The sequence below is a fragment of the Bartonella sp. B23 genome (genome assembly GCF_053793815.1).
Genome location: NZ_CP200033.1, coordinates 1,127,501 through 1,145,283, shown reverse-complemented (window position 1 = coordinate 1,145,283; position 17,783 = coordinate 1,127,501). Strand labels below are relative to the sequence as shown.

14 protein-coding genes and 1 riboswitch (1 of these 15 cut by a window edge) are annotated in these 17,783 nt (G+C 39.2%); of the genes, 7 read left to right on the top strand and 7 right to left on the bottom strand.

The window, feature by feature from the left end; genetic code table 11:
* Nucleotides 1-512: 512 nt before the first annotated feature.
* Nucleotides 513-719, bottom strand: coding sequence for a Trm112 family protein (locus V4B17_RS05115; RefSeq protein ID WP_455479107.1), 207 nt, complete (start codon nt 717-719; stop codon nt 513-515).
* 13 nt (nt 720-732) lie between these two features.
* Nucleotides 733-1,395 (bottom strand): LON peptidase substrate-binding domain-containing protein, encoded by a 663-nt coding sequence (locus V4B17_RS05110; protein ID WP_455479106.1) that lies wholly within the window; start codon nt 1,393-1,395, stop codon nt 733-735.
* A gap of 461 nt (nt 1,396-1,856) precedes the next feature.
* A riboswitch (glycine riboswitch) is annotated at nt 1,857-1,956 on the top strand.
* Nucleotides 1,957-2,092: 136 nt separating this feature from the next.
* On the opposite strand from V4B17_RS05110, the gene gcvT reads away from it, so the two are divergent.
* From gcvT to gcvP, 3 genes are read left to right on the top strand one after another with little or no spacing between them, the layout of a single operon-like run.
* The gene (gene gcvT / locus V4B17_RS05105) at nt 2,093-3,211 is read left to right on the top strand and encodes a glycine cleavage system aminomethyltransferase GcvT (protein WP_455480189.1); all 1,119 of its coding nucleotides are present in this window, start codon (nt 2,093-2,095) and stop codon (nt 3,209-3,211) included.
* A 5-nt stretch (nt 3,212-3,216) separates the two neighbouring features.
* A complete protein-coding gene (gene gcvH, locus V4B17_RS05100) occupies nt 3,217-3,585 on the top strand; it encodes a glycine cleavage system protein GcvH (protein ID WP_455479105.1) in 369 nt (122 codons plus the stop codon).
* Nucleotides 3,586-3,590: 5 nt separating this feature from the next.
* A complete protein-coding gene (gene gcvP / locus V4B17_RS05095) occupies nt 3,591-6,386 on the top strand; it encodes an aminomethyl-transferring glycine dehydrogenase (RefSeq protein WP_455480188.1) in 2,796 nt (931 codons plus the stop codon).
* A 299-nt stretch (nt 6,387-6,685) separates the two neighbouring features.
* On the opposite strand, the gene alr is transcribed toward gcvP, so the two are convergent.
* The gene (gene alr / locus V4B17_RS05090) at nt 6,686-7,804 is read right to left on the bottom strand and encodes an alanine racemase (RefSeq protein ID WP_455479104.1); all 1,119 of its coding nucleotides are present in this window, start codon (nt 7,802-7,804) and stop codon (nt 6,686-6,688) included.
* A gap of 566 nt (nt 7,805-8,370) precedes the next feature.
* On the opposite strand from alr, the gene V4B17_RS05085 reads away from it, so the two are divergent.
* Nucleotides 8,371-9,201 (top strand): ferredoxin--NADP reductase, encoded by an 831-nt coding sequence (locus V4B17_RS05085; RefSeq protein ID WP_455479103.1) that lies wholly within the window; start codon nt 8,371-8,373, stop codon nt 9,199-9,201.
* Between the two features lie 64 nt (nt 9,202-9,265).
* Here V4B17_RS05085 and V4B17_RS05080 read toward each other — a convergent pair whose 3' ends face one another.
* Nucleotides 9,266-9,388: a hypothetical protein gene (locus V4B17_RS05080; protein ID WP_455479102.1), complete on the bottom strand. Its 123-nt coding sequence runs from the start codon at nt 9,386-9,388 to the stop codon at nt 9,266-9,268.
* A gap of 522 nt (nt 9,389-9,910) precedes the next feature.
* Between V4B17_RS05080 and trhO the strand changes: the two genes are divergently transcribed.
* The 3 genes from trhO (at nt 9,911) to V4B17_RS05065 (ending at nt 13,718) form a co-directional block, all read left to right on the top strand.
* Nucleotides 9,911-10,828 (top strand): oxygen-dependent tRNA uridine(34) hydroxylase TrhO, encoded by a 918-nt coding sequence (trhO, locus tag V4B17_RS05075; RefSeq protein WP_455479101.1) that lies wholly within the window; start codon nt 9,911-9,913, stop codon nt 10,826-10,828.
* 1,126 nt (nt 10,829-11,954) lie between these two features.
* Nucleotides 11,955-13,088, top strand: a complete 1,134-nt coding sequence (locus V4B17_RS05070; protein ID WP_455479100.1) for a type III PLP-dependent enzyme — start codon at nt 11,955-11,957, stop codon at nt 13,086-13,088.
* 45 nt (nt 13,089-13,133) lie between these two features.
* Nucleotides 13,134-13,718 carry a GNAT family N-acetyltransferase gene (locus tag V4B17_RS05065; protein ID WP_455479099.1) on the top strand — a complete coding sequence of 195 codons (585 nt, stop codon included), beginning with the start codon at nt 13,134-13,136 and terminating at the stop codon, nt 13,716-13,718.
* 1,071 nt (nt 13,719-14,789) lie between these two features.
* Here the strand turns inward: V4B17_RS05065 and V4B17_RS05060 are convergent.
* The 3 genes from V4B17_RS05060 to V4B17_RS05050 all read right to left on the bottom strand — a co-directional run.
* A complete protein-coding gene (locus V4B17_RS05060) occupies nt 14,790-16,361 on the bottom strand; it encodes a DHA2 family efflux MFS transporter permease subunit (protein WP_455479098.1) in 1,572 nt (523 codons plus the stop codon).
* Between the two features lie 37 nt (nt 16,362-16,398).
* The gene (locus V4B17_RS05055; protein ID WP_455479097.1) at nt 16,399-17,475 is read right to left on the bottom strand and encodes an HlyD family secretion protein; all 1,077 of its coding nucleotides are present in this window, start codon (nt 17,473-17,475) and stop codon (nt 16,399-16,401) included.
* Between the two features lie 157 nt (nt 17,476-17,632).
* On the bottom strand, nt 17,633-17,783 hold the end of the coding sequence (locus V4B17_RS05050) for a Fur family transcriptional regulator (RefSeq protein WP_455479096.1). The gene runs 242 nt beyond the window's last position; the window shows 151 of its 393 coding nt (coding positions 243-393); its start codon lies beyond the right edge, outside the window; its stop codon occupies nt 17,633-17,635.

Below are 17,783 nucleotides of genomic sequence, written 5' to 3'. Positions count from 1 at the left end.
GCGCGTGAGTTTTCAGGCTTACAGACTTCATTAATCACGGTCGTATACGACCAAAACCAACAGCTTATTCGTAGGGCAATTTTCTTAAATCATCAATCATAATTTAAGACAAGTTTTCTTGTTACTCAATTTTTTCAATTGAAGAACAACGCATTACAATGCGTTTCTTTATTTTGATGGGATCTTATGAGAGTCTTATCTTCTCTTTCGTATAAAGTAACAGGCTCGCATCTTCACATTGAGAAGTAAAAAACTTTTATTTGCTTCTTATAAAACGGCGTGATGCACGAATAAAGGATATGTGAGATTAGGGGGTAAACATTTTCTTATGAATCGCCTTAATACGATAACAGCGTAACATTGGGCGTTGGTAAATAAAATGATGGTGTTGCCCTGCTACAAATTACTTCTCTAGAACGAGCAAATATTGAAAACACTGTGTCAAAAAAGAGTTTATCTTGATCAAGAAGTTATTGATAATAGGTCGCTATAAAAAAATAAATGAATATTGTTTACTTTCTATATGTTGCTTTTTCACTATTTTGCAAAGGCCGTGCTTCTGAGGTAAGCATAATGGGAATACCATCACGAATGGGATAGGCGAGATTTGCTTTGAATGAAATTAATTCTTGTGTTTTTCGGTTTAAAGAGAGTGTGCTTCCTGTGATTGGACAGACCAGTAATTCGAGCATTTTAGGGTCAGTGGTTATTTTTTTCATGTTTTAGCATTCATTAGTTTAAATGGTAATTTTCCCCTGTTTGTTTCATAAGGGAGCGTTCAGTTAAAGCAAGGAGAGTTTGGGCACGGATTCCAATATCTGGAGCTTCAAGTAGAGCTTGTTTTTCTGCCGGTGTAAAGGGGATAAGGGCTGAAAAAGCATTAACCAATAAAGGTGTGGGTGCTTGTGTGATACTGTTCCAATTATATTCTATTTCATGTATGGCGAGATATTTCTCAACAATGTTGAGGAGGTTTTCTCGATTAATATTTTCTGCAATGTCTGGCTCTTTTAAGTCTTTTATGTTTGATCGGATAATAGCGGTTCGATAGGGCTTTGTGTTCACCAATTCTTGTTCTAAGGTGAAGCGGCAAACGCCCTGTAGTATAATAAAAAGGTGCCCGTTTCCCATTTCATTGTAGTTTGTAATGCGCCCTATACAGCCTATTTTGTAAAGTGGTATGGAGAGACGGTCTGCATCTGATGAAAGCGGTTGAATGATTCCTAATAAACGATCGGATACCATAGCAGTTTCAACCATTTCTAGCGTTTCAGGTTCAAAAATGTTGAGCGATAAAAAACCACCTGGCAGTAAAAGTGCACCTTCTAAGGGAAAAAGAGCAATTTGTTTTGGTAGATCATTTTCACAGTTGTAATGAATATTGCCCGCTTTCATGAGTATTCTTTAACCTTTATTTGTTGAAGTTTGGTATGTAAATAGCTGCAATTTATGACACTATTGAGAGATAAAAAACTTAGAGAGAAGAAAAATTAACCCTTTGTGCATTAAAATTATTATAAAATATTTTAAATCTTTACTCTTAAAGGATATGAAACTCCGTGATGAGGGTTTGGTTGCGTAAAGGAGAGGGTATTGCTTGGTAATCCTTTTGAGTGCGTGACATTTTGCACTTTTTCAAGCTGTGTCTTTATTTACGGCCTTTGCAATTTTTCTCCTTAATTTTCTGAAGGGTGGCCATCTACGATTTTCATAATACTCAAAAGACCGCTATTATAAGCCTTTGAAGACATCCTATGCAAGTCTAAAATTAGGGAATTCCAGTCATTTTGCTGATGACAGTGTGAAAAAGATGGTTTATAGGTGATGTATGTTGGAAAGAACATTGTTGCTTCTTTCATTCTTTTGCGGGAGAGCGCAGACTGCAAACTTTCGCACCTGCCGCCGAAGGGGAAAAAAGCCCATAATCTCTCAGGCTCTAAGGACCGTAAAAGGAAAAAGGCAGATCTGGAAAGTCGGAATGATCCGCGCCGAAGGTGTAAGCGAAACTCTTTTCGCGAGTCTCTCAGGTTTGTAACAGAGGGGTGTATGGATAGCCACGTTGTATGGTTTTCAGCGCGATTTTGGAGATATCATGGGCACACTACAAGAACTCGAAACATCCTCTTTAAAAATACTTCCATTACATGAATTACATGAAAAAGCCAGGGCGAAATTTGGCGCTTTTGCCGGTTGGAAAATGCCTTTGACTTATCCACTTGGGGTGATGAAAGAGCATCTTCATACGCGTGCTCACGCTGGACTTTTTGATATTTCTCATATGAAATTGATTGCTATTGAAGGACTACAGGCCATCGAATTTTTATCCTATGCTCTTCCCATTGATGCGGCATTGTTAAAGATTGGCCAATCACGTTATAATTATTTGCTTAATGAGCGGGCAGGAATTCTTGATGACCTTATTGTTACCCGTTTGGCAGAATGCCGTTTTATGCTGGTTGCAAATGCTGGCAATGCACAGGCTGATCTTGCTGAACTTGAGAGGCGTGCTGTTGGTTTTGAATGTCAAATCATTGCCCTTGAGAGGGTGTTACTTGCTCTCCAAGGACCAGAAGCGGCAGCCGTTATTGGTGATTCTGGGTTACTTGGTAATGAACTGTTGTTTATGCAAGGATTTGAGCCACAACAAGATTGGTTTATAACGCGTTCTGGTTATACGGGAGAAGATGGTTTTGAAATTGCCCTTCCCATAGGATGCGCACATGCATTGGCCGAAAAATTGTTGAGTGATCCTCGTGTGGAGTGGGTTGGTCTCGCTGCGCGCGATAGTCTTCGATTGGAAGCAGGGTTGTGTTTGCATGGCAATGATATTACGCCTGATACTACGCCCATTGAAGCAGCATTGACATGGGCCGTTCCCAAAAGTGTTCGAGAAAAAGCGCAATTTTATGGGGCGAAGGCTTTTCTTGAAGCTGTTCAGAAAGGGCCTTCTCGTTGTCGTGTTGGTTTAAAATCACAAACACGCCAACCCATTCGTGCAGGCGCAGTGCTTCTCGATGATAAAGGTCATCAGATTGGGGAGGTAACATCAGGCGGTTTTGGTCCTTCTTTTGATGGTCCTATAGCGATGGGATACGTTCTTTCCGGTTGGAAAATGGAAGGAACGGAAGTTTTTACGGAGTTGCGTGGTAAAAAGATTGCACTGTCTGTTCATTCACTTCCCTTTGTTGAACAACGTTATTTTAAAGGATAATTTTTATGTCTAGAATTTACTTTACACAAGATCATGAATGGCTCAGTGTTGAAGGAGAAGTGGTTACGGTTGGGATCACAAATCATGCTCAAGAGCAGTTAGGTGATTTGGTTTTTGTCGATTTGCCGCAAAGTGGAACACAGCTTTCTAAGGGAGATGCTGCTGCTGTTGTGGAATCAGTGAAGGCGGCATCAGATGTTTATGCACCTCTTGATGGTGAAGTGGTTGAAATTAATGAAGATTTGGCAAATAGTCCTGAAATGGTAAACCAGAAAGCTGAAAAAGAAGGTTGGCTCTGGAAAATGACATTGCAGGATGCAACGCAACTTGAAGGATTGCTGGATGAGACTGCTTATAAAGCACTGATTGGATGAGTGCTATGTTAGAGCGTCATTTTTTTTCTCGTCATATTGGGATTCGTCCCGATGAAATACAAAAAATGCTTGATGTTTTAGAGCTTGATTCTCTTGATACGCTCGTTTCTCAAGCTGTTCCGCACTCTATCCATTTGGGGCGTTCACTTAATTTGCCAAAGGCCGCCAGTGAAGCGCAAGCCTTGAAAGAACTCTCCAAGATGATGGGGTGTAATCGTATGCACAAAAGTTTTATTGGGCAAGGCTATCACGGAACAGATATACCTCCCGTTATTTTGCGCAATCTTTTTGAAAATCCAGCTTGGTATACTGCTTATACACCTTATCAGGCAGAAATTAGCCAAGGCCGTTTAGAGCTTTTGTTTTATTTTCAGACCTTGGTTAGTGAATTAACGGGTTTGCCCGTTGCAGCTGCTTCACTTCTTGATGAAGCAACAGCTCTCGCTGAAGCCAATGCGGTGGCTGTACGCTTTGCTCGTGAGAAAAAGACAAAGATTTCTGTTCAGAGTCTTTTGCATCCTCAGACTTTGAGTGTTGCAAAAACGCGTGCTGAAACACAAGGGATTCAGATTAGCCAAAATAGCGAAATTTCTTCTGATACAGCCGCGATTGTCTTATCTTGGCCAGATACAAAAGGCTCTTTTAATGATTATAGTGGAGTCATTCAGGAGGCAAAAGAAAAAAGAGCTCTGGTGATTGTTGTTGCAGATCCTTTGGCACTTACTCTTATGGAACAACCAGCGCAATGGGGGGCTGATATTGTTGTTGGTTCTATGCAGCGTTATGGGGTTCCAATGGGGTTTGGTGGCCCTCATGCTGGTTATCTTGCGGTAAGCGAAGCTTTAACGCGTCTCATTCCAGGGCGTATTGTTGGTCAATCCGTTGATACAAAAGGGCGCGTTGGTTTTCGCCTAGCTTTACAAACGCGTGAACAACATATTCGGCGCGATAAAGCAACATCAAACATTTGCACAGCACAGGCTTTGTTAGCAAATATGGCAACAGCTTATGCTGTTTGGCATGGGCCGCAAGGATTACAGGAAATTGCGCAGCGGATTCATCATTTAACATGTCGTTTTGTTGCTGGTTTAGAAGCAGCGGGGGTTCATGTTGAAGGACAGAACTTTTTTGATTGTGTGAGTATTGCTGTTAAGGGAAGAGCCCAAGATATTGCTAATCAAGCGAAAATGGGTGGGCGTCTCGTTCGTGTTCTTGATGATGACACGATTGCGATTAATTTTGATGAATTGTCGACAGAAAAAGATGCTTGTGCTTTAGCACAGCTTTTTGGTGCACAATTAGTTGATCAGGTTTCTTCACGGCTTTTTGGTAAAGGGCGTGATGCTGCTTTTCTTTCACAGTCCTTTTTTCATGCGGTTCAATCAGAGACAGACATGATGCGTTTTTTACGTCGTTTGTCAGATAAGGATTTAGCATTAGATCGGGCAATGATCCCTCTTGGTTCTTGTACTATGAAATTGAATGCGGCAGCTGAATTGATGCCTGTGAGTTGGCCTACGGTGGCCAATATACATCCCTTTGTTCCGAAAGAGAATACTGTTGGTTATCAAAAAATGATAAATCAGCTAAATGTGTGGTTGTGCGAAATTACAGGATTTGCGCAAGTTTCTTTCCAGCCAAACTCTGGTGCTCAAGGAGAATATGCGGGGCTTTTGGCGATCCGTCGATATTACCAATCACGTGGACAACATCAACGCACGCTTTGTCTTATTCCCGCATCGGCACATGGTACTAATCCAGCTTCAGCTCATATGGCAGGTATGGAAGTCGTTGTGGTGAAATGCTTGAGCGATGGTAATGTTGATATTGATGATCTCAAAATGAAAGCGCAATTGCATAAAAATAAGCTAGCTGCTCTCATGATCACCTATCCTTCAACCCATGGTGTTTACGAGGAAAGCATCAAGGAAATTTGTTCTGTTGTCCATGAAAATGGCGGACAAGTTTATTTTGATGGTGCTAATTTGAATGCACTTGTTGGGCTTGCCCGTCCGGCAGATATTGGGGCGGATGTTTGTCATATGAACCTTCATAAAACATTTGCAATTCCCCATGGCGGTGGTGGTCCTGGTGTTGGTCCAATTGGGGTGGCAGAGCATTTAAGGCCATTTTTGCCAGGCCATGAACAAGAGAGGACAGCATATGCGGTTTCAGCTGCACCTTATGGAAGTGCCTCTATTCTTGTTATTACGTGGATGTACATTCGGATGATGGGGGCTGATGGTTTAAAATATGCAACACAAACAGCAATCTTGAATGCTAATTATATTGCTGCGCGTCTTTCAAAGGCTTATTCCATTCTTTATCGAGGTAAGAATGGGCGTGTTGCGCATGAATGTATTGTCGATACTCGCGTGCTGAAAGAGCAATATGGCGTGAGTGTTGACGATATTGCAAAACGTTTGATCGATTACGGTTTTCACGCGCCGACAATGTCTTTTCCTGTTCCTGGGACTTTGATGATTGAGCCAACAGAATCAGAGCCAAAAGCTGAGATCGATCGTTTCTGTGATGCTTTGCTCTTGATTGCTGAAGAAGCTAAAAAAGTTGGTGAGGGTGTTTGGCCAAAAGATGATAATCCATTGGTTAATGCACCGCATACATTGATCGATACGGTAAACGATGATTGGGTACGACCTTATTCACGACAAGAGGCTGCTTTTCCAAATTCTTCTCTTGATCCGGCGAATAAATATTGGCCTCCTGTTTCTCGTATTGACAATGTTGCAGGAGATAAAATGCTCATTTGTTCTTGTCCGCCATTGGGAAATACATATTAAATTTATTTATCATATAACGGAAAAATCCCGTACATTCCTATGCGGGCTTTTATTATTAGCTGATATTCGTTTCTTACGAAATTATCTTGATGATATTAGCTATACCCTTAAAACAAAATGATAATATTTTTTCTCTTTGTTTTTCTCATGCCATTGCTTTTAAGCAGGAACTTTGATGAATAGAATGTTGTGGTGTGGGGCATGGCAGACGTATATCTGTCTGCTGTTTTGTCTTGTGTAGAAGGGTGTATAATATCATTTTTTAAAGTGAAGCTTTCAATCACTTTCTTTAAAGAGCTTTAAATGTAAATGCGTTTGTATCGGGGACTTAGGGAAGTCAGAATTTCATTAGGGATGGTGTTTGCATCTGTAGACATCTTTTCAAGTGTTTGGTGGGGTCCAATGATTTCTACCCAATCACCTCGTTGCGGTTTTTTATCAAGATCGGTAGCGTCAACGACAGTGGAATCCATAGAAATGCATCCGACGATAGGCAGTTTTTTTCCATCGAAATAAACTGCACCTTTATTTGAAAGAATGCGTGGAAAGCCGTCAGCATATCCGATAGAAATAGTTATAAGCGTGCTTGGTTTTCGGGTAATGAAGGTTCCTCCATAGCCAACAGGGAATCCTGCTTCGATAAAGCGGCTTTGAATGACTTGAGCTTCAAGTTTTAAAACAGGTTTAAGAGGTGTTGAGTGTTTCCTCCGCAGACCGATTCCGTAAAGTGCAATGCCTGGACGAACAAGATCAAAATAAAAATCGTTCCCAAGAAAAATACCTCCAGAATTAGCAAAGGAAACTTTGCAAGTAGGCAATTTCGCAAGGATGGTTTTTAAAGTAGCCAATTGTGTATAATTAGATGAATGTGTGTCATCATCTCCGTTAGCGAGGTGACTGAGAATATATTTTATCTCTGCTTTTTCGAAAATCGTAGGTTGTTTGATGAGTTTTTGTAATTCTTTTTTATCAAGTCCTAAACGGTTCATATTAGTATCTATTTGAATAATTGCGGGGAATTTTTTATCTTTTTTTTGACAGAGTGTTTGCCAGTCTTCGAGTGAATTCCAAGAATTAAGAACAGGAACAATGCCGGATTGTGCTACAAATTCTTCCGCCGTGTGTGGAAGTCCATTAAGAAGGGCAATCGTGATATTTGATGGTAAAATATTTTTTAATTGGAGTGCTTCTTCGATTTTGGCTACAAAAAAAGTGCGGCAACCAGCTTGATAAAGTGCAGGAGCAATTTTGTTAACACCCAACCCATAAGCATTTGCTTTTACAACTGCAGAACATTCAATCGGAGCAACGCGTTTGGCTAAAGTTGTATAATTTGCAACAATAGCACTCACATTAATGGTTGCTACAGCTGTAGAAGGAAATAATGCGTTTGCTTCATCATTAACGGATTCGTTCATTTTAAAATCCTATCTCGAGTCAATGAGACAAAAAGTTCTTTTTGATTATTTCATATAGTTTTTTATGATATATGGAAAGGGTGCACATATTATTTGCTATTGTTAAAATCATGAGCAGTTTATATGGGAGGATGCGCTGTGAAAGCAATTCTTTGATATAAAATGCTTTTTTCTTGATACAATATGTAAAGTTGTGTTTTGGTGATTTGTGGTTGGGTGTATATTGGTAAAGGTTTTTCACTCTTAAAGAAGTTGTTGAAAAAGCTTAATTTAGTGCTCATCATGAAGATTTTATTTTTTTGAAGATATCATTTGTGGGCGCTTTTAAGTTGAAAATTTTATGTGATGAGGATAATGCGCATCATTGACTATGAATTGCAAGTGAGGATGTTGTTGCGTGTGTTTCATTCTTAACTGCTTTCATGCTTATTTTGTTAATTTTGAAACAAAAAATGTTAATTGCGTGATTTTTATTTTAAGAGAAATATTGGCAGACAGGTGTATGGGCGTTATATCATTTTCAAAATATGAGATTTAATGTTCAATAAGAAAACGAGGAAGAGCTTATGGATATGTTTGCTCGTAATTTTCAGTCAAATATCAGCGGCGGTTCGTCAAACTTTCCGATTTCTGAAAATGTGTTCGCGCTCACTGTTCAAGAAGTTTATCACTATACAGACCGTTTGTTTAAATTTCGTCTGAATCGTCCAGAAAGTTTTCGTTTTCGTTCAGGTGAATTTGTTATGATTGGTTTGCCAAATGCAGAAAAACCAGTTTATCGTGCGTATTCGATTGCAAGTCCATTTTGGGATGAACAGCTTGAGTTTTTTTCAATCAAAGTTCCAGGGGGACCATTAACCGAACATCTGCAAAAAATCAAAATTGGTGATACGGTTTTAATGCGTAAGAAGTCTACGGGGACATTGGTTCTTGATGCTCTTATTCCAGGAAAGCGTCTTTACCTTCTTTCAACGGGGACGGGTGTTGCTCCCTTTGCAAGTCTTATCCGTGATCCTGAAACTTATGAAAAATTTTTAGAAGTGGTTCTTATTCAAACAACCCGTGAACGGGATGAGCTTACTTATGCAAAAACTCTTGTTGTCTCTTTACAGCAAGATCCGCTGATTGGTGCATATGCGCAGCAGTTGAAATTTTATCCCATGACCACTCGTGAACCTTCCGATTATATGGGGCGCATCACAACAGTTATGGAAAGTGGTTCTTTTTTTGAAATGACGGGTTTGCCAAAAATTTCTCCTGATGAAGATCGGGTGATGATTTGTGGTTCTATGGCAATGTTAAAGGATTGCGCGAAAATGTGTGAATCCTTTGGTCTTGTCGAGGGGGCAAATAATGCACCTGCTACTTATGTTGTGGAGCGCGCTTTTGTAGGATGAAAGGGCGTTATGTTGCAGCATGTGCTAATGCATTAATAGCATGCCGTAATAAGCTTTCTAGGAGCTATCTAAGAACCAGCGATGCAGAAAGCATTAGAAAATCGGAGCCATTGAGGGGTATTTTTTGTGTAATGCCGCTTGTTGGGCAAAAATGGATTTCAGAGAAGGAAGATGATAAAGCTTGCACAAAGGTAATGCCACAAGCTGCTTGAGCAGGGAAAAATTTAAAATATGAACAGCCGTTGTAATGCTTTTATTAATTCATTTGGTGTAACAGTATCAGAGAGAAAAGGGATTTCATTGTTTTTGCACAATCAATTAATTCGTTTTATAATCAACATCTTACGATAAATTTTTCTCCTGCACGTTTCGTTTGTCCATAGTGTATACTGTAAAAAATTGTGCCTGCCCCAATAATTTATGCGGATACTTCTTGTGTAATTGCTTAATTTCATTGACTGTATTTGGTATTCGTAATGTAATTTCAATTCCTTTTTAACAAGAGTACCTAGTAGAGGTATTGCACTTTGCAGATCGTCCAGGAGAAAAAAAGATACAACGGTTTGTCTTTGGAGAAGTGATAGAAGGTATTCTATTTTTTTGGCACATGGTAAGATGATGCGATGTGTATAGCTTGAGTCAATACAATATATGAAAGAATAAATGAATAGGTCTTGAAATTGGATGAAACGCGCGTTATGGCAAGACTATGGAAAAGAATTTTAGAGTTGCTGCTATTTATTGCTTTGCAGATTTGAATCATTATCGTCAATTACAAAAGCCTTTGCTCGATTTATGTCAAGCGAAGAATATTAAGGGTACTCTGCTTTTGGCACAAGAAGGAATTAATGGAACTGTTGCTGGTTCTTGTGATGCAATTGAAACATTAGTGAATTTTATTACAGCTGAGCCCGCATTTCAAACACCAGAAATTAAATATTCGTGGGCACTAAAAATGCCGTTTCATCGCATGAAGGTGCGATTGAAAAAAGAGATTGTGACAATGGGGGTTGAAGGTGTTGATCCGTTAAAAGTTGTTGGTACTTATGTAGATCCTGAAGATTGGAATGCTCTTATTCAAGATGAAGAGACAATTTTAATTGATACGCGTAACGATTATGAATATGCGATTGGGAGCTTTCAAGGAGCGATTGATCCGTGTATTAAAACGTTTCGTGAATTTCCCGCGTGGATTCTCAAGCATGAAGCTGATTTAAAAAAGAAAAAGAAAATTGCTATGTTTTGTACAGGTGGTATTCGATGTGAAAAATCAACATCTTATGTTCGTGAACTTGGTTATGAGCAGGTTTACCATTTAAAAGGTGGGATTCTGAAATATTTGGAAACGATTCCGAAAGAAGAAAGTTTGTGGTGGGGTGAATGCTTTGTTTTTGATGAGCGCGTTTCTGTTAAGCATGGTCTTGAAGAATGTGGGCGCGAATTATGTCACGCATGTCGTTCTCCTCTTAATGCTGAAAGCAAATTATCATCTCATTATGAGGAAGGTGTTTCGTGTGATGCTTGTTACAGTGTGCGGAGTGAAGCTGATAGGAAGCGTTTTCGCGAACGTCATAGACAATTTCAATTATCAAAATTGCGTGCAACTGATTCTCATCAAAAATCATAGGGGTATTGTATTTTAGAGCTTAAAGACTTGGCTTTTTTCTCTTGTTAAGAGAGAAAAGTGTTCAGTGTAAGTGGAAGAGTATTTTATCAAATTGAGCATTGTCCGGTTTTTTGTCTGCCATGTAAATTTAAGCTGTTGATTTATAAATATACATCGTCATTGCGCATTTTGAATCAAATATCTTTAATCTTGTGGTGTTTTTTATTTCAAACATTCTTAATTCTGAAACAGTAAAAACGGTGTAATGGTAACTCACTGGAGGGGATAGCTTAGAGGAGCGTGTGACTTAAAAACAAGTTTTAAAATGGATAAAATATGCGATTAATTATTGAGCCATTTAAATGCAGGAGCAAGTGCAGTAGTGGGATAGATAAATGTAATGATGGTATACAGGTTTATGATTTCATAAGCATAAGGATGGGAGTACCTAATGGATATTGGGTTATAGCTTCCATGGATGATGTTTGAAGGTAGGCTTAGGAAGCAAAGAAAAGAGATTCCTTATGAAACGATATTGCGGGTTGTTGGCACAACAGTGTGGAAATTTCGTGAAGATTACAATCCCATTAAAAGGGGTAAGGTAGCTTTTTTACTTAAAAAACTGTTGCTTTATTGCATCATCTTATCTTTAAAAATTAAAAAATGTTTAAAATAAAAAAAATGATTGAAATGAAGAAGAATTGGTCTTATATGCAATGTTGCTCAAGGTCGCACGTGCCTGTGGGTGTCCGCCGGTTCTCAAATGGTGAGATTAACCGGTACGGTACCTGGAACTAACCGCTCCAGTCATTCTTACGGCCAACCGAAAGAGTGAGGACATCTTGAAGCAACGACGGTGCGGGCCTTTCTGGTGTCTTCCAGCTATATGACTGCTGGGATAACTACAGAGGCACACCTCATTGCCTTCAGTGCGGAAGTGGTTTTCTCAACTCCAATCAAAAAGGCAGATAAAGTAGAACAATGCAGTTTTTGCGCTGTTCTTTATTGCATGCAATGTTGGTTTCTTCCTGATTATTAAAATAATTGGGACGCTGATAGTGGTTGTGTGTGTTTTGTCCTTTGGTTATTGGCGGCTCTATGCTGTCCAATTATAGAGTGGGGATTTTGTTCCCTTGGGAGAGTTGATATGGCAACGCAACGTATTCGCGATTTTCTTGCAACACATCGTTCTGAAGGTCCATGCTTAATTGTTGACCTTGATGTTGTCCGTGAAAATTATTTAAATTTTGAAAAAGCTCTTCCACAGTCTCGTATTTTTTATGCGATAAAAGCAAATCCAGCACCTGAGATTTTGAGTTTGCTTGCTTCTTTAGGCTCATCTTTTGATGCGGCTTCTGTTGCAGAAATTGAAATGGCTTTAAAAGCAGGGGCAACGCCTGAACGCATTTCTTTTGGGAATACTATTAAAAAAGAGCGTGATATTGCGCGTGCATATGCATTTGGTATTTCGCTTTATGCGGTTGATTGTATTGAAGAAGTAGAAAAAATTGCGCGCGCTGCTCCAGGATCTCGCGTTTTTTGCCGTGTTCTTACTGATGGAAAAGGTGCAGAGTGGCCATTGTCACGCAAATTTGGCTGTGTTCCTGCTATGGCAGTTGATGTGTTACGTCGGGCATATCAATTAGGCTTGCAAGCGTATGGCGTTTCTTTTCATGTGGGGTCTCAACAGACAGATTTTAGCGCATGGGACCGTGCTTTATCAGATGCGGCTGCGGTTTTTAGCCGTTTGGAGCAAGAAGGAATTTCGTTGAAATTGGTTAATATGGGGGGTGGTTTTCCGATCCGTTATTTGAAAGATGTTCCTACAGAACAGGCTTATGGTACGGCTGTTTTTGATTCATTGAAAAAATATTTTGGCAATCGTATTCCTGAAACAATTATTGAACCAGGGCGTGGAATGGTTGGCAATGCTGGTGTTATTCGCACAGAAGTTGTTCTTATATCCAAAAAAGCAGATAATGATAATGTTCGATGGGTTTATCTTGATATTGGAAAATTTAATGGTCTTGCCGAAACTATGGATGAAGCGATCCGTTATCCTATTGAAACACCTCATGACGATAAGGCAATGGAGCCTTGTATTTTAGCGGGTCCAACATGCGATTCAGCAGATGTTCTCTATGAAAAAACACCTTACCTATTACCTTTATCTCTTACGGTGGGGGATGAGGTGTTGATCCATGGAACTGGTGCTTACACAGCGACTTATGCATCTGTTGCATTTAATGGTTTTGAGCCTTTGCGATCCTATGTGATTTGAGCCTTTCTTTATGATAACAAAGATATAGTGGGGCGTGTGACAGAGATGAATATGATTAATTTTCAAACAAAAGATGGTGCATTTTTTACACTTGCATGTGAGCAAGAAGTTGACAAGCCGCATCGGGAACACGTACTTGATTTAGCTCTTGGAAAGGGACGTAAGCGTAAGTCATCAGAAGCTTTACGCTGTGGTCGTTTGGCTGCGTGTGGGTTGTCTTTTGTCGTGAAAAATGCATTTGGAGAGCTTGTGGCTAGTGTACGTCTTTGGCATGTTCGGTTTAACAAGGGACAAAATGGCACACAGCATGCTTTGCTTTTAGGACCTCTGGCTGTTTTGGCGGAGTATTCCGGTATCGGAATCGGATCGGTTCTTATGCAGCATGCAATTGAAACGGCAAAAAAACTCGGTTATGGTGCTATTTTACTTGTGGGGGATTGTAAGTTTTATCAGCGTTTTGGTTTTTCGAGCAGCTTAACAAAAAATTTGGCAATGCCAGGTCCTTATGAAAAACACCGCTTTCAAGCGTTGGAATTGATACCAGAATATCTTTCCGCATGTCATGGCACTCTGGTTCCTAGTGGAGAACGAGAGGATTTGAGTCATTTTCGACATCATAAAGTGGCTTAAGGATTTTATTTTCCAACAGTAGTGGTATTTGAGGCGATGTCCATTTTTGTTGCTTGGCGCGGTTTTTCTCTTATTTGTGTTTTCTTATCTCTGATAATTTCCGTTGGTTTATTGAAGCCACCCAGTATTTTTTATCGATGTTTTAACAGAAATTTTTCAGCTGGTTGGTGTTAAAAAAATCTTTAATTGGAAGCTAAGATGTAAATTGAAGAACAGCAGAAATTGTATCAAAATATGTTTTGAAATAACGGCATACTTCATAAATTATTGCACATAGAGACAGGATTCTTTTGTTATTATGGATGTATCTATAATTAAAGTATCTGGGCAAGTTTGTACTTTTGAATTTTGTGAATCGAAAATGATTAGCTATCAATAAAGAAGGATATACTTAGGTATGTTCTTCGCTAAAAAAGATTCTTATGCATTAATGAGAGAAAATATTATCTTTTAATGGTTTGAACAGCTGTGGATGTGTGTACTGACAATATGAGGTGCTGCTTCTGTGCTTAATAATTTTGAATCCAGCCATGATAAAAAAATGTTATAAGCATTGGGCAAAGTACACTGATCAATTTTATCGTTATGTTTAGAAAGATAAACTCTTTGATAGTCTTTTCTTTGTACGACTTGATATTGTGTTTAAATAACAATATGTTACGTGTTTAAGAGAAGTTTTTTTGTGAAAACAAAAATGCCATCACAGTGTTCTTTGTGATAAAGGTGTAAATGTTACTCCAATAATTTTTTCTTGTCATGTGAGCAGGAGTCAAAAAAAAACCTAATAGAAATGGTTGTTTTATCTATGCGGTGTAAGAATTTTGAAGCGCTTTAGATAAGGTAAGAACTTTGTTTGTTATAGTCTAAAACTGTACAATTATTCATTTATAAGAGGATAATTCTAAAAAGTACGCAACTGTCTTAAATTTCAAAAATTTTAGTCAGAAAGAACTGTTTATCCTCAGATATTGTGTCATATAGCTTGTATTTATAGGAGATAAAGTTGTAGGGAATGGGGAGAGGTGATTGATTACAGGTAAAAAATATTTCCCGATTTTCATAAGGTCAAGATCAGTGACCGGGAGGAGTATCGGTGAGTGGTGGTGTTTTTTTGAGAAAAATAGTCATGAATGCCAAAACGCTAAAGATAATGGCTATGATGAAGAAAATGTCGCTAAAAGCCATAACCATCGCTTGTATGCGCGCTATATTAAAAAGTTGGAAGAGAGCAAGAGCATGTGAATCAAAAGTTATAGTTTTGAGGTACACAGCAAGGCTTGAGAGCATTTCAGTTGCTTGGTTGTTTCCTTGTTGGAGAGTTTCAGCTATTCGTTCATAATGTAGGTCTGTGCGTTTCGTTATAAGAGTGCTGATAATGGCAAGTCCCACGGCACCACCAAGGTTACGTGTGAGATTAAAAAGTCCAGAGGCATTTTTCATTCGTTCTGGTGAGAGTGACCCGAGGGCAATATTGTTAATAGGGATCATGCATAACATAATAGAAGCACCACGGAAAACTTGAGGCCAAAAGAGCTCCCAAAAATCCCAGTTATCTGTTATGGAACTAGCCATCCAGGTTCCCAACGCAAAGCCAAAAAGTCCTATCGCCATCATCAAACGTGCATCAATTCGTGCTGAAAGAAATCCAGCAAAGGGCGCGGTTATTAACGTGACAAGTCCTGAAAGGAACAATGTTTCTCCGATCATGAGGGCATCATAGTGGCGGACTTGGCTCAAATAGAGGGGATAAAGGTATGTAAGTCCATAAAGACCTATTCCAAGCATAAAAGAAAAAATTGCTGCGGTTGAAAAATTAAAATTGGAAAAAGCTGAAAGATCAACAATTGGTTCTTTTGCAGTAAAAGTGCGCCAGAAGAATAAGGCTGCAGACAAGATCATGATAATGAATATGTTTAGAATCAGATTATCATTTAGCCAATCACGACGCGCCCCCTCTTCTAGAATATATTCTAAAGTTCCTAAAAAAACAGCCATAGAAATGAAACCGAACCAGTCAAATTTAGCCATTAAAGAGGGATCCGCTTTATCAAAATCAATCAATTTCCAAGCGAGAATTGAGATAATAATTCCGCAGGGAACATTGATGAGAAAGAGCCAGTGCCATGATAAAATATGACAAAAATAGCCTCCTACTGTTGGGCCAATGGTGGGAGCTAACGTTGCTACAAGCCCAATGACAGGGGCAATAATTGGCCGTTTGGAAGGAGGAAAAAGTGTGTAGGAGGCGACAAAAACGCTAGGAATAATACCTCCACCGATAAAACCTTGGAGTGCGCGGTACACAATCATCTCTTCAATAGATGTTGCTGTTGCACAAAGAATAGAGGTAATCGTAAATCCGATAGCTGATACGCTAAAGAAAATGCGTGTTGAAAGCAATCTTCCCAAGAATCCAGAAAGAGGCAACATGATGACTTCAGCGATGAGATAGGAGGTTTGAACCCATGAAATTTCTTCAGAGCTTGCTGAAAGACCAGCTTGAATTTCAGATAAAGAGGAGGAAACGATTTGGATATCAAGAATAGCCATGAACATGCCAAAGGCCATGGCAATGAAAACCACGATTTTGCGGATTTCTATGCGTTCTTGAGAATGTATGGACTCTGGTATGGGAGATGTCATGGTGAGATCATCTTTTTTATTATAAGAGGTCTTTAGTTTACGATTTTGTACGTGTATCAATTTTTACTGAAACACTCATTCCTGCTCGGATATTTCCAGTTTTTAATACCTCTTTTGGAATAGAAATACGTACTGGAACGCGTTGGACAATTTTGGTGAAGTTGCCGGTAGCATTTTGTGGAGGTAGGAGGGAAAAGACAGCTCCTGTTGCAGGCGCAATAGAAAGCACTGTTCCTGTAAAAACATCTTCTTTGAAGGCATCAACAGTAATATAAGCTGTTTGTCCAGCATGAATACTTTGCAGTTGTGTTTCTTTATAGTTCGCTTCAATGTAAAGTGCATGTGTAGGAACTAACGCCGCAAGACGTTGTCCATTCATAACAAAATCCCCCATTTTCGCCGTTAAATTTCCAATAATTCCATCAAATGGAGCTCGTATAATGGTTGAATCAAGATCACGTTGTGCTTTTTTATGTGTGAGTTCTAGACTTTTTGTTTGGCTTTCTATTTCACTTCGCTGTGCTTCTAGCACTTGGATATTCGCACGTGCCGCTGCTATTTGTGCATCTGCACGGTTAACATTAGCAATAGCTTGTTCGTAAGCTGATTTGGCATCATCAACATTGGATTGAGGGGCATAACGGTTGGCTTTAAGTTCTGTGGTGCGTTTTAAGGTTAGTTGCGCATTGGTTGCTATGGCTGAAGCGGCAACTTTTTGTGCTTGCGCATCATCTAATGCACTGTGAGCAGCTGTAATTTGTGCATCAATACGTAGAAGAGTTTTTTTCTGCGTATTAAGACGGGCTTCTGTTTGTTCTAAGGCTATTTGATAATCGCCATTATCTAAGCAGAATAAGACATCGTCTTTTTTTACAATTTGGTTGGCTTTAACATCAATTTTCTCAATATATCCATTTAATTTAGGAGCAATAGCTGTTATGTCTCCTTGCACATAGGCATCTTCAGTGGCGAGCATATAACGCCAATGTGTTATCCACTTGTAGCCAAACCAAAGCAAAAAAGGCACAAGGACGATAAGAAGAGCGCTGATTATTTTCTTTTGTTTTGTTTCCTTGAAATATCTGCTTGAAAAAAATTTCTCAGATATGGACATAATTCTATACTTTCAATTTTATGTTTCAATGAATAAAACAAACCCATCTCTATAGTGAGAGAGTGATATGTACGCAAGAGCGATAAGAGCTTTTCAAGCAATGAGGTGGTTCCTAACACATAATGCCAAATTATACAAATTTGCAAGTATAGAGGCGTCATTTTGTTGCGCATTTTTTACAAATGCCTCGTACTTCTAGAATGCTTCTGCGTGCTTGGAAATCCACTGCTTGAACCATTTGTTTTAGGTTGGATACAATGGTTTTGTTTTGTATTTCGTCTACCTTGCCACAGTTTTCGCAAATTGTG